11 protein-coding genes and 1 tRNA gene are annotated in these 12580 nt (G+C 66.4%); 7 read left to right on the forward strand and 5 right to left on the reverse strand.

Features of this window, described 5'->3' with window-relative positions; genetic code table 11:
- Positions 1-51: 51 nt before the first annotated feature.
- Positions 52-1035 (forward strand): aldo/keto reductase, encoded by a 984-nt coding sequence (locus tag VH569_RS16320; RefSeq protein WP_423316273.1) that lies wholly within the window; start codon positions 52-54, stop codon positions 1033-1035.
- A 59-nt stretch (positions 1036-1094) separates the two neighbouring features.
- On the opposite strand, the gene VH569_RS16325 is transcribed toward VH569_RS16320, so the two are convergent.
- The 3 genes from VH569_RS16325 to dapA are packed head-to-tail and all read right to left on the reverse strand — an operon-like array spanning position 1095 to position 3501.
- Complete coding sequence (locus VH569_RS16325) at positions 1095-2117, reverse strand: methyltransferase (RefSeq protein ID WP_423316274.1); 1023 nt, start codon at positions 2115-2117, stop codon at positions 1095-1097.
- Between the two features lie 4 nt (positions 2118-2121).
- Entirely contained in the window at positions 2122-2595 is a 474-nt protein-coding gene (smpB, locus tag VH569_RS16330) for an SsrA-binding protein SmpB (protein ID WP_098739782.1), read from the reverse strand.
- Positions 2596-2625: 30 nt separating this feature from the next.
- The gene (gene dapA / locus VH569_RS16335) at positions 2626-3501 is read right to left on the reverse strand and encodes a 4-hydroxy-tetrahydrodipicolinate synthase (protein WP_423316275.1); all 876 of its coding nucleotides are present in this window, start codon (positions 3499-3501) and stop codon (positions 2626-2628) included.
- 36 nt (positions 3502-3537) lie between these two features.
- Between dapA and VH569_RS16340 the strand changes: the two genes are divergently transcribed.
- Positions 3538-5523, forward strand: a complete 1986-nt coding sequence (locus VH569_RS16340) for a lytic transglycosylase domain-containing protein (protein ID WP_423316276.1) — start codon at positions 3538-3540, stop codon at positions 5521-5523.
- 64 nt (positions 5524-5587) lie between these two features.
- On the opposite strand, the gene VH569_RS16345 is transcribed toward VH569_RS16340, so the two are convergent.
- Both VH569_RS16345 and VH569_RS16350 read right to left on the reverse strand, forming a co-directional pair.
- Positions 5588-5776: a hypothetical protein gene (locus VH569_RS16345; protein WP_423316277.1), complete on the reverse strand. Its 189-nt coding sequence runs from the start codon at positions 5774-5776 to the stop codon at positions 5588-5590.
- Positions 5777-5846: 70 nt separating this feature from the next.
- A complete protein-coding gene (locus VH569_RS16350) occupies positions 5847-6032 on the reverse strand; it encodes an entericidin A/B family lipoprotein (protein ID WP_098739779.1) in 186 nt (61 codons plus the stop codon).
- A 304-nt stretch (positions 6033-6336) separates the two neighbouring features.
- Here VH569_RS16350 and VH569_RS16355 point away from each other — a divergent pair, with 304 nt between their 5' ends.
- The 5 genes from VH569_RS16355 to VH569_RS16375 all read left to right on the forward strand — a co-directional run.
- The gene (locus VH569_RS16355; protein ID WP_423316278.1) at positions 6337-7695 is read left to right on the forward strand and encodes an MATE family efflux transporter; all 1359 of its coding nucleotides are present in this window, start codon (positions 6337-6339) and stop codon (positions 7693-7695) included.
- A gap of 137 nt (positions 7696-7832) precedes the next feature.
- On the forward strand, positions 7833-10634 hold the full coding sequence (gene gyrA, locus VH569_RS16360) for a DNA gyrase subunit A (RefSeq protein ID WP_423316279.1): 2802 nt from the start codon (positions 7833-7835) through the stop codon (positions 10632-10634).
- A 23-nt stretch (positions 10635-10657) separates the two neighbouring features.
- Entirely contained in the window at positions 10658-11221 is a 564-nt protein-coding gene (gene coaD / locus VH569_RS16365) for a pantetheine-phosphate adenylyltransferase (protein WP_423316280.1), read from the forward strand.
- 141 nt (positions 11222-11362) lie between these two features.
- Positions 11363-11438: transfer RNA gene (locus tag VH569_RS16370), tRNA-Lys, on the forward strand.
- A 209-nt stretch (positions 11439-11647) separates the two neighbouring features.
- Positions 11648-12580: MCP four helix bundle domain-containing protein (locus VH569_RS16375; RefSeq protein WP_423316281.1), on the forward strand; the 933-nt coding region annotated here is incomplete at its 3' end.

Here is a 12580-nt window from a genome sequence, read left to right on the forward strand (position 1 = left end):
CGCAGGCTCCCAGGGTAATCCGCCCGGCCGCGGCACGGGAGGGGTAAAGCGATGAAACAGCGCAACATCGGTGGCATTCTCTCGGTATCCGAAATCGGCCTCGGCTGCATGGGCATGTCGGAGTTCTATGGCCCGACCGACGATGCCCAGTCGCTCACCACGCTGGAGCGGGCGCTGGAGCTTGGCGTCACCCACTACGACACCGCCGACATGTATGGCAGTGGACACAATGAAACGCTGCTCGCCCGTTTCCTGGCCGGCAGGCGCGACCGGATGACGATTGCCACCAAGTTCGGCATCGTCCGCCAGCCTGGCGAGTATGCCCGCCGGGTTGATACCAGCCCGGCCTACGTGGCCCAGGCCTGCGACGCTTCGCTGAAGCGGTTGGGGGTGGAGACCATCGACCTCTATTACGCCCACCGCATCAACCCTGACATCCCCGTGGAAGAGACGGTCGGCGCCATGGCCGATCTGGTCAAGGCGGGCAAGGTCCGTGCGCTCGGCCTGTCGGAGGTGTCCGCGGCAACCCTGCGCCGCGCTCATGCCGTCCACCCCATTGCCGCGGTGCAGAGCGAATATTCGCTGTGGACCCGCGATGTCGAGGCTGCGGTGCTGCCGACCTGCCGCGACCTGGGCATCTCGCTGGTCGCCTACGCACCGCTCGGCCGCGGCATGCTGACGGGGGCGGTCAGCAGCCCCGACCAGTTCGCCGAGAACGACTTCCGCCGTGTGGCACCGCGCTTTTCCGGCGACAATTTCGACCGCAATCTGGCCCTGGTCGAACAGGTCAAGGCACTGGCTGCGCAGAAGGGCTGCACGCCGGGGCAGGTGGCGCTTGCCTGGCTGCTGGCCCAGGGGCCGGACATTCTGCCGATCCCAGGCACCAAGCGGATCAAGTATCTGGAGGAGAATGTCGGCGCCGCAGCGGTGACGCTGACCGATGCGGAGGCCAAGGCGCTGAGCGACGCGCTGCCACCGGGCGCGGCGGCAGGGGACCGCTACACCGCCGAGGGGATGCGCGGGGTGAATGTGTAAGGTGCGATGACGGACGATGGGAGGCGGCATGATCTGCCACCTCCCATGTCCTGCATGTCCTACTTCGGCGTTCCCGACCAGACCTGGAACTGCGTGGTTTCCATCAGCATGTCGCTGTGGCCGAACGCCGCCTTGAACAGTTTGCCGACGCCGGCAGTCCGTTGCGTTACCGCAACCAGCGTGCCGCGCAGCTTCAGATACTGCTTCGTCCCCGCCACCAGCGCGTCGAGCATGCCGAAATCCTCGTCCTTGCCGCGGTGAAGCGGCGGGTTGGACAGGATCAGGCCGAAACGCTCGCGGGTGCCCAAGCCGGCCAAACCGTCGCTCAGCACCAGTTCGGCGTCCGGCACGTTCTGACGGGCAGCGTGCAAGGCCACCGCGTCGATGTCCAGCAGGGTCAGCGGCGCGTCGGGCTGACGCTCACGCACGGCCCGTGCGATCACCCCGGCGCCGCAGCCGAAATCCAGCACGCGGGTGCCGGCCGCCACCTCCGGCAGCACCTTCAGCAGGCATTCGGTGCCGGCATCCAGATGGCCGTGGGCGAACAGGCCCGGATAGGACACCAGTTCCAGCGTCCGGTCGGGCAGTGTGAGGGTGACGGTCTGCCGCCAATCCTCCAGCGCGCCCTTGGCCGGTGCATCGGTGCGCTGGGTCAGCAGCAGCCGGGCGCGCCGCTTGATGATCAGCGTTTCCGGTTCTTCCGTCAGCCCGTCCAGATGCTTCGCGGCACTGGTCACGCCCTCGTCGTTGCCCCCGGCGATCCACAGCGGGGCACCGGGTGCAAGGCGGGAGGCAAGCGCGTGCAGCGCCATCTCGAACCCGGCCCAACCGCGCGGCAGGCGCAGCACGGCGCCATCGAACGGCCCCTCCGCCGGCCAGGGCGTGGCGGCCTGCCCACCTGTGGCGAGCCGGTTCCACACCACCACGTCCGCACCGCCATCGCGGAGCGCGTCGGCGATGGCACCGTCGCTGTCGAAGGCGACGAGAATCCGGCCCTGCGGCCGGATTTCGGACAGGGCTTCGGCGGCCACGGCGGCGACGGTGGAGTCGCGGTCCGTGGCCCGATTGTCGAGACGTGCCAAAGAATTAACCCTTGTCGCGCATCAGCCGCGCCTTGTCGCGCTGCCAACTGCGGTCCTTCTCACTCTGACGCTTGTCGTGCTTCTTCTTGCCGGTGGCGAGGCCGATCTCGACCTTGGCATAGCCACGGTCGTTGAAATAGACCGACATCGGCACCAGCGTGACGCCCTTCTGCTTGATCCCGGCCGCGAGCTTGTCCAGCTCGCGGCGGCGGACCAGCAGCTTGCGCGGCCGCTTCGGCTCATGCTGATCGATGCGGCCGGCCTGGAGATATTCGGGGATGTACGCGTTGAACAGGTACAGCTCCCCGCTCTTCAGACCGGCATAGGCCTCGTTCACACTGGCGCGACCGCCGCGCAACGACTTCACCTCCGACCCGGTCAGCATGATTCCGGCTTCGAGGACATCGTCGATGAAGAAGTCGAACCGCGCGCGGCGGTTCTGCGCCGCGTATTTTTTAGCTTCCTCGCGCGTCGCCAAGTCTCTCTCCTATACGGCCCGTTCCGTCACTCAGGACAACAGGCCGGCTTTGGTCATGGCTCCACGCACGGCGGTACGGGCGGTCTCGGTCGCCGGAACCAGCGGCAGGCGCACCTCGTCGCTGCCGAGGCCGAGCAGGCTGGCGGCGAACTTGACCGGCGCCGGGCTGGTTTCGACGAACATCGAGTCGTGGACCGGCGACAGCACGTCGCGCAGGCGGAACGCCTCCTTCAGGTCGCCCTTCGCCCAGGCGGTCTGCATGGCGGAGCACAGCGCCGGCGCGATGTTCGCGGTGACGGAGATGCAGCCCACCCCGCCCTGCGCGTTGAAGGCCAGCGCCGTGGCATCCTCGCCCGACAGCTGGATGAAGTCGGAGCCGACCTCCTGCAGCAGGCGGGACGGGCGGGACAAATCGGCGGTCGCGTCCTTCACACCGACGATGTTGGGCAGCTTTGCAAGCCGCGCCATCGTCGCCACAGACATATCCACGACACTGCGGCCCGGAATGTTGTAAATGAAGATCGGCAAATCCGCCGCGTCATGGATCGCCTTGAAATGCTGGTACAGACCCTCTTGAGACGGCTTGTTGTAGTAGGGCGTGACCACGAGCGCCGCCTGCGCGCCGGCCTGCTTGGCATGGCGGGTCAGGGCGATGGCCTCGTCGGTCGAGTTGGAACCGGTTCCGGCCATCACCGGAACCTTGCCGCCGGCCGCCTCGATGCACAGCTCCACGACGCGGTTGTGTTCTTCATGGGACAGGGTCGGCGACTCGCCGGTGGTGCCGCAGGGTACAAGACCGTGCGTGCCCTGCGCGACCTGCCACTCCACGAAGGACTGGAAGGCCTTCTCGTCCACTTTCCCGCCCTTGAACGGAGTCAGAAGGGCGACGATGGAACCGTGGAACATGGCTGCCTCCTCAGTCGGCTTAGCTGGAAAAAAGAGTTGCGCACATTATCCCTCCCCGCCGCCCTCGGCAAGAGCGCCCGGACCTCTGTTTTTGCGGGTCTCCTCACCCTTTTCGCGGCGCTTCCCGGCGCCCTTCCCGCCGCGGCGCTGAGCCCGCAGGACATCGTCCTCTACCGCGAGGCCTTCAGGCTCGCCAATGACGAGCGTCTTTCGGAAGCGCTGGCCTCAGCATCGAACGCGCAAGACCCGTTACCGGCGAAGGTTCTGCGCTGGATCGCGCTCGCCAACCCGGGCGGCGGCAGCTTCACCGACATCGCCGCCTTCATCCGCGAGAATCCGGACTGGCCGAACATGGCGGCGCTGCGCCGTCAGGCGGAAATGGCGATGCCCGATATCCCGCCGGCCGACGTGGTGGAGTGGTTCCGCCAGAGCCCGCCGCAGACCAACGACGGCTTCGTCCGCTACGCCGACGCACTGATCGCGACCGGCAGCGTCGATCGTGCGACCACACTGATCCGCAAGCAGTGGGCCGACGCCACCTTCACGGCGGACGAAGAGGCCACCTTCCTCTCCCATTACACGCCCTATCTGCGCCAGCAGGAACACAAGGCGCGCATCGACCGGCTGCTCTGGGCCAAGCAGGAGGCTCCGGTCCGCCGGATGCTGCCCTTCTTCGACGAAGCCTATGACGCGCTGATCGAGGCGCGCATCGCGCTGGACGGCGACAGTGCGGGCGCCGAGGCGATCCTGTCGCGCGTGCCGCCCAGCCTGCTCAACGATCCGGGCCTGATGTTCGACCGTGCCCGCTATTTGCGGCGCAAGGGCGACGATGCCGGCGCGCTGGAAATCATCGCCCAGGCCGGCACCGACATGGGCCGTCCGCAATCCTGGTGGTCGGAACGGCATCTGCTGGCCCGCCGGGCGATGGAGCGCGGCGACTACAACCTCGCTTACCGGCTGGTCAGCGCCAACGGCATGAGCGAGGGCAGTTCCTTCGCCGATGCGGAGTTCCTGTCGGGCTTCCTGGCGCTTCGTTTCCTCGACAAGCCGTCGGAAGCCTTCACCCACTTCCACAAGCTGTACCGCTCCGTCACCGCGCCGATCAGCAAGGCGCGCGGCGCCTATTGGTGCGGCCGTGCCGCAGAGGCATTGGGCCAGACCGGACCGGCGCGCGACTGGTATGCCAAGGCGGCGACCTACCCCACCACCTTCTACGGTCAGCTGGCTTTCCGGCATGTCTCCGGGGGGGCGGTGACCCTGCCGACACCGCCGACCGTGTCGAGCGCCGAGACGGCCGCCTTTAACAAGCGCGAGGTGGTGCGCGTCGCCCGCCTGCTGGCGGAGATCGGCGGCAATGCGTCCGATCAGGTGACCGGGTTCGTCCGCCGCCTGAGCCTGGACGCCAAGACGCCGGCCGACTATGTGCTCACCGCCCGGCTGGCCAGCGACCTCGGCCGGCGCGATCTGGCGGTGGCAGCTGCCAAGGACGCCGCCCAGAACGAGGTGTTCCTGGTCGAGGCCGGCTATCCGATGATCGATGCCCGCCCGTCTGCACCGGAACTGGCGCTGATCCACGGCATCATCCGGCAGGAAAGCACCTTCAACCCCACCATCGTCTCGTCCGCCGGTGCGCGCGGGCTGATGCAGTTGATGCCGACGACGGCGCAGCTGGTGGCGGGAAAGCTGGGGCTAAAGCACACGAACGCGCGGCTGACCGCCGACCCCGGCTACAACGTCACGCTGGGCTCGGCCTATCTGGCCGAACTGATCGACCGTTTCAACGGGTCCTGGGTGCTGGCGATCGCCGGCTACAACGCCGGTCCGAACCGGGTGCGCCAGTGGCTGCAGACCTATGGCGATCCTCGCACGGAGACCATCGACGTGGTCGATTGGATCGAACTGATCCCGATCTCCGAAACCCGCAACTATGTCCAGCGCGTGCTGGAGGCGGTGCAGGTCTATCGCGCCCGTCTGAACGGCGACCGGGCCGAGCCGAACCTGGACAGGGATCTGCGGCGGTAAGCAGTTCGGGTTGGGGAGGGGAGCAGCGCCCCCTCCCACGGTCCTTTACAGTACAGCGACGCCGTCACGCCGTCGTCGGGTTGGGCATGCCCGGCATCGGCTCGTCGGCCGGCGGGGGGACTTCCGGCAGGATGCCGGGGTTGTCGGGCACCGGATAAGGATCGGGCGTCGTCGGCCGGCCGGGCTGCGGCGGATTCGGGTTGGACGGCGGCGGAATCTCGCCGGGGGTGGACGGCTTCTGCGGTTCGCTCATACGGGAACTCCTTCGCAAGGGTGGCCATGGGGCGCAAGGGTGGCCCTGGGGGTGGCCCTGGGATAACGCGTCAGTCGACCGTCCGTTCAATCGCCCGGCCGCCGGCCTGAACGTCTTGCCCGGCCCCCTCGACCGTGTTGCAGCCGGTCAGCATGGCCGCCAGCGCCATCAGAAAGGTCAGGATCACCATCTCGCGCGCGGGGAACGGGATGGCGCGGGCGGTGGCGCGCTGCCGGCGGTTCTTGGCGTGCTGCATGGTGTCTCTCCGGTCTGGGGTGGGGCTGGGAGAAGGAAATCAGCGATTGCGATCGGGCGATGGCCGGGGCGTCGTTTGTCTCTGTTTCTGACAACGGAATGACAGCGGCTTGGTTCCGCACCCCACCTCGCCGCCATGCAGTGAATGCAACGGTCCTTTCGAGGCGCCCTAAAACCTTGACGCGGTACGCCCACCGGGCAAGATGACCAGCTTTTGCGCAGTCTGCCTGCTTTCCGGTCAAGCCCTACCGTCCGGCGGCACGGCACAGGCCGCGACACCACCCTCTTCCACCACAGGTTTCGTCATGAGCACCGCCACCCTGCCCGCCCCGGAGCCGTTGCGCGCGCGCCTTGCCGCCCACATCGGCGAACTGCTGCGGCTGGCGGCGCCGGTCATCGTCTCCCGCGCCGGCCTGATGGTGATGATGGCGGTCGACACCGCCATCGTCGGCCGTTTCTCCGCCCAGGAGCTGGCCTATTACGGGCTGGCCCATCTACCCGGCAACATCATGGTGGGCAGCGGGGTCGGCCTGCTGATGGGCACCGTGATGATCACCGCCCACGCCTTCGGCGCCGGCAACGATGCGGACTGCGGGCGGGCATGGCGGCGGTCGGTCCCCTATGCGCTGCTGCTGGGGGTGCTGTTCGCCCTGGTCTCGCTGCTCGGCGTTCCGCTTTTCCAGGCCGGCGGCCAGACCGCGGAGATGTCTGCCGGCGGCGCCCATGTGCTGGCGGTTCTGGGCCTCGGCGCGCCGGGCATGATGCTCTACATCACCACCGGCTTCTTCCTGGAGGGCGTCAAGCGCCCATGGCCGGGCATGGTCGCCATGGTGATCGGCAACATCGTCAATGCGGCGCTGGCCTGGGCGCTGGTGTGGGGCCATGCCGGGCTGGAGCCGCTGGGAGCGGTCGGCTCCGCCTGGGCGACCACCATCGTGCGCTGGGCCATGGGGCTGGGGCTCGTCGCCTATGTCTGGTGGATGCGCGACCATGACCGCTGGCAGGTCCGCCGGCCGGTGTCCGACTGGTGGAGCGGTGCCGCACGCCAGCGTCACCTCGGCTACGCCGCCGGGCTCAGCATCGGGGTGGAGAGCGGAGCTTTCGGTGGGCTCGGCCTGTTCGCCGGCATGATCTCCCCACTGGCGCTGGGCGCCTACACGGTCGGGCTGAACCTGACCGCCCTGCCCTTCATGGCGGCTGTCGGACTTGCCTCGGCCACCGCGGTGCGGGTCGGCGTCGCCTATGGCCGCGGCGACCGCAGCGACATGGCACTGGCCGGCTGGACCGGCCTCGGCGTCACCAGCGCCATCCTGGCCTGCGTCGGCATTCTCTATCGCAGCGTGCCCGACGCGCTGGGCGCCATCTACTCCAACGATCCGCAGCTGCTGGAGGCGGTGGTGCCGCTGATCGCCTTCACCGCCTGGATCCTGATCGCCGACGGCGGCCAGACGGTGATGGCGAACGCGCTGCGCGGCCGGCACGACGCCTGGATCCCGACGGCACTGCACTTCTTCTCCTACGCGGTGGTGATGATTCCGGTATCGGCCTTCCTGGTCTTCGGCCTCGGCCACGGTGCCCATGGGCTGTTCGAGGGAATCCTGATCGCCAGTCTGGTATCGGTCACCATCCTCTCGCTCCGATTCGCGTATTTGAGCCGGCGCTGAGCCGGCTTTTCAGCCCCGAATCGTTGTGTGCAATTGCGAGAGTTGCTATATTTCCTGGGCAAAACCTTCGGCCCGCAAGGCCAGTGACTGCCGCGGATTCGTCAAGCGGCGGCGCATACGAAGAATGAGTGTCCTGCTTGAGCAATACGCCCCTTCCTCCCGCCTCCGACATCGCGCCGATCAACATCGAAGACGAGATGCGGAAATCGTATCTCGACTACGCGATGAGCGTGATCGTGAGCCGCGCCCTGCCCGACGTCCGCGACGGGCTGAAGCCGGTGCACCGGCGCATCCTCTACGCGATGAAGGAGGGCGGGTACGACTCGACCAAGCCCTATAAGAAGTCGGCGCGCATCGTCGGCGACGTGATGGGTAAATACCACCCGCACGGCGACAGCGCGATCTACGACGCCATGGTCCGCATGGCGCAGGACTTCTCGATGCGCCTGCCGCTGATCGACGGCCAGGGCAATTTCGGTTCGATGGACGGCGACCCGCCGGCGGCGATGCGCTACACCGAGGCGCGTCTGGCCAAGTCGGCGGAAGCGCTGCTGGACGACATCGACAAGGACACCATCGACTTCCAGGCCAGCTACGACGATTCGGGCCGGGAGCCCACCGTCGTCCCGGCCCGCTTCCCGAACCTGCTGGTGAACGGCGCCGGCGGCATCGCCGTCGGCATGGCGACCAACATCCCGACCCACAATCTGGGCGAGGTGATCGACGCCTGCTGCGCCTACATCGACAACCCCGACGTCACGCTCGAAGAGCTGATGGAGCATGTGCCCGGCCCCGATTTCCCGACGGGCGGCCTGATCCTCGGCCGCTCGGGCAGCCGGGCGGCCTTGCAGACCGGGCGCGGCTCGATCATCCTGCGCGCCAAGACCCATTTCGAGGAGGTGCGCAAGGACCGCACCGCCATCGTCGCGACCGAGATCCCCTATCAGGTCAACAAGGCCAAGCTGATGGAGCGCATCGGCGAGGTCGTGAACGACAAGATCATCGAGGGCATCGCCGACCTGCGCGACGAATCCGACCGCGACGGCGTGCGCGTGGTGGTCGAGCTGAAGCGCGACGCGGTTCCCGACGTGGTGCTGGCCCAGCTGTTCCGCCATACCCAGCTCCAGACCTCCTTCGGCGTCAACATGCTGGCGCTGAACGGCGGCCGCCCGGAGCTGATGCATCTGCTGCAGATCATCACCGCCTTCGTCCGCTTCCGCGAGCAGGTCATCACCCGCCGGACCGAGTTCCTGCTGGGCAAGGCGCGCGAGCGGGCGCACACCTTGGTCGGTCTGGCGGTCGCCGTCGCCAACCTGGATGCGATGATCGAACTGATCCGCAGCGCCCCCGACCCGGTCTGGGCGCGCGAGGAGATGATGAACCGCGAATGGCCGGTCCATGACGTCGGCCCGCTGATCGAACTGATCGACGAGCCGGGCCGCGGCGTCAGCGAACAGGGCACCTACCGGCTGTCGGAAGTCCAGGCGCGCGCCATTCTCGACCTGCGCCTGCACCGCCTGACCGGGCTGGAGCGCGACAAGATCGGCGCCGAGCTGACCGACGTCACCGACCAGATCGCCGATTTCCTCGCCACGCTCGCCAACCGGCCGAAGCTGATGGGGATCCTGCGCGACGAGCTGGTCGAGATGAAGGAGCGGTTCGGCACCCCGCGCCGCACCGAGATCCAGGATCTGGAGTTCGAGGCCGACATCGAGGACCTGATCCAGCGCGAGGACATGGTCGTCACCGTCAGCCAGTCCGGCTATGTGAAGCGGGTGCCGCTGTCGACCTACCGTGCGCAGAAGCGCGGCGGCAAGGGCCGCTCCGGCATGTCGATGAAGGCGGAGGATGCGGTCAGCGACCTGTTCGTCGCCAACACCCACACGCCGCTGCTGCTGTTCTCGAACCGCGGCATGGTCTACAAGCTGAAGGTCTACCGGCTGCCGCTGGGCAACCCGCAGGCGCGCGGCAAGGCCTTCGTCAACCTGCTGCCGCTGATCGACGGGGAGACCATCACCACCGTCCTGCCGCTGCCGGAAGACGAGGCCGCCTGGTCCGACCTGCACGTCGTCTTCGCCACGTCGAAAGGCAACGTGCGCCGCAACCGCATGTCCGACTTCGCCAACATCCGCTCCAACGGCCTGATCGCCATGAAGCTGGAGGAGGAAGGCGAGCGGCTGATCGGCGTCCACACCTGCTCGGAAACCGACGACATCCTGCTGGCGACCCGCGGCGGCAAGTGCATCCGCTTCCCGGTGGACGATGTGCGCGTCTTCGCCGGCCGCACCTCCACCGGCGTGCGCGGCATCAAGCTGGCCGACGGGGACGAGGTGGTGTCGCTGTCGATCCTGGCCCATGTCGACGCCACGCCCGAGGAACGCGCCGCCTTCTTCAAGATGAAGCGCGACGAAGGGCTGGAGATGGAGGGCGAGGCCGCTCCGGAAGCCGATGAAGTGCCGACCGACAGCGTCACCCTGTCGCAGGAGCGGTACGAAGAATTGAAACAGAAGGAACAGTATATTCTCACCGTCTCCGACCGCGGCTATGGCAAGCGCAGCTCGTCCTACGAGTATCGCACCGCCGGACGCGGGGGCCAGGGCATCTGGAACATGGAGATGGGCGAGCGTAACGGCTCCATCGTCGCCGCCTTCCCGGTCGAATCGAACCATCAGGTGATGATGGTCACCAACGGCGGCCAGGTGATCCGCATGCCTCTGCACGATGTGCGGGTGGCAGGCCGCAAGACGCTGGGCGTCACGCTGTTCCGCGTGGGGGCGGACGAACGCGTGGTGTCCGTCGCCACCATCGCCGAGGAAGAGGGCGAGAATGGCGTGGGTGAGAACGGCGTCGGAGAGACTGGAGTCGAGGACGGCGGTGACGCCAACGGTTCGGTCGGGTCGGTCGGCGATGCCGGCGGCACCACCGGGCCGAACGAATAACGGACGGGCCTAAAGGGGAACCCATGGCGACCAGCCAGACCGAGACCAGCCAGGGTCGTCGAATCGGTGTCTATCCAGGCACCTTCGATCCGATCACCAACGGTCACATGGACATCATTCAGCGCGCTGCCCGTCAGGTCGACCACCTGATCATCGGCGTCGCCCGGAATGCAGGCAAGGGGCCGCTCTACTCCACGGACGAGCGGGTCGCCATGGTTCGCGAGGATGTGGCCGCGCTGAATGCCGGCGGGGCCAGCATCGAGGTGCGGGCGTTCGACAATCTGCTGATGCATTTCGCCATCGAGATGAACGCCCGCGTCATCATCCGCGGCCTGCGCGCCGTCTCGGACTTCGAATATGAATTCCAGATGGCGGGCATGAACGCCCGGCTGAACCCGAAGGTCGAGACGATCTTCCTGATGTCGTCGGAGAAGCACCAGTTCATCTCCTCGCGCTTCGTCAAGGAGATCGGGCGCCTGGGCGGCGACATCCGACATTTCGTCTCGGCCCGTGTCGCCGAACGGCTGGCCGAACGCTTCGCGCTGGAGGCCGGCAACGGCACTGTCCCGACGACCAGCCAGACCTGACCTTCGAAGCCATGGGTTTGATGGGCGGATTCGATGCAAAATCCTGCATCCGCCATCAAGCCCATGGTTGACCTTTCAGGCGCGTCTTTCTATGGTGCGCCCACTTCCGGCGGGGGCCAGCTTCCCACCGCCGCGCTGGATGATCCGGTAGCTCAGTCGGTAGAGCACGTGACTTTTAATCATGTGGCCGTGGGTTCGAATCCCACCCGGATCACCATCCCCTCAAATTCCCATAAAGCGAAGACAGCGAATTCTCGCGGACCATAAATGTGGTCTTTTGGAACCGCACATCAGCAAGGTTGCATCCCCCTTCTCGCACTTTCCGTTCGTAACCCATGAAAGGAAATCGATAAGGGTAAGCCCCAATTTAATCTCCTTGTGATCCTATTAAGACTCACAATGGTTAGAGACTAAGGGGTTTTGGCTATGGACCGGTTGATGAATGCGTCTGTTCGGGCGAAGGTGATTGCAGCTTTCTCGGTGCTCTTAATCTGCACCGCGCTGCTTGGCCTGTTTGCGATCAACCGCATGTCATCCGTCAATGACGAGGCGGCTGAGATTCGCGACAATTGGCTGCCTTCGGTCGTTGCCGTCTCCGATCTCTATTCGACCTTCTATTCATACCGGACGGTCGAAGGCGCTTTGATCGCAGTACAGGACGAGGCCGAAATCCGCAAGGAAGAGGAAAGCCTTGACCAAGCCATCCGGACGATCGACCAGAAGCGCGCCGTGTATGAAGGCATGTTGACGCCCGGCTGGGAAACCGAGACCTATCGAAAACTCGTCGATTCTCTCAATCGATATTTCGCTATCAGTCGGGACCAGTTGCGCCCGCTCGCCCGCAAGAACGATACGGCTGCGATCTCCGGATTGTTCACTGGCGAATCGCGACAGGAATTTCGCACTGCCAAGGCAATTCTGGAAGAGCTGGTGAACTTCAACCGGGTCGAGGGAGTGAAGGCGGCGGACAACGGCGCCAAGATCTACGTCGCCTCGCGCAACTGGATCATCGTTGCGATCCTGGTGGCGGCAATGGCTGGCTTCGGCGCCGCTCTGCTGATCCTCACCGCAGTCGTAAAGCCGCTCCATGCGCTGACCGGCACCATGGGCCGGTTGGCGAACCGGGAGATGAGCACAGAGATTCCCGGGACGGCTCGCCAGGACGAGCTGGGCGCCATGGCCCGCGCGGTCCAAGTGTTCAAGGACAACATGATCGAGGCCGACCGCCTCGCTGCCGTCGAAGCCGCCGAACAGCAGGCCAAGACGCGCCGCGCCCAAGCCGTCGAGCGGTTGCTCACCGGCTTCGAAAATTCCTCGACCGCCGCCCTGCGCACCGTGGCAGCCGCCGCGTCGGAGTTG

The organism is Azospirillum sp. 11R-A (assembly GCF_049472615.1).
In the GTDB taxonomy this organism is placed as follows: Bacteria; Pseudomonadota; Alphaproteobacteria; order Azospirillales; family Azospirillaceae; genus Azospirillum; species Azospirillum palustre.

Coding starts and splice junctions, on each gene's coding strand:
- dapA (WP_423316275.1), bottom strand. CDS start 3,501: ATGTTCCACGGTTCCATCGTCGCCCTTCTGACTCCGTTCAAGGGCGGG.
- VH569_RS16350 (WP_098739779.1), bottom strand. CDS start 6,032: ATGCAGCACGCCAAGAACCGCCGGCAGCGCGCCACCGCCCGCGCCATC.
- VH569_RS16355 (WP_423316278.1), top strand. CDS start 6,337: ATGAGCACCGCCACCCTGCCCGCCCCGGAGCCGTTGCGCGCGCGCCTT.
- coaD (WP_423316280.1), top strand. CDS start 10,658: ATGGCGACCAGCCAGACCGAGACCAGCCAGGGTCGTCGAATCGGTGTC.
- VH569_RS16345 (WP_423316277.1), bottom strand. CDS start 5,776: ATGAGCGAACCGCAGAAGCCGTCCACCCCCGGCGAGATTCCGCCGCCG.
- VH569_RS16320 (WP_423316273.1), top strand. CDS start 52: ATGAAACAGCGCAACATCGGTGGCATTCTCTCGGTATCCGAAATCGGC.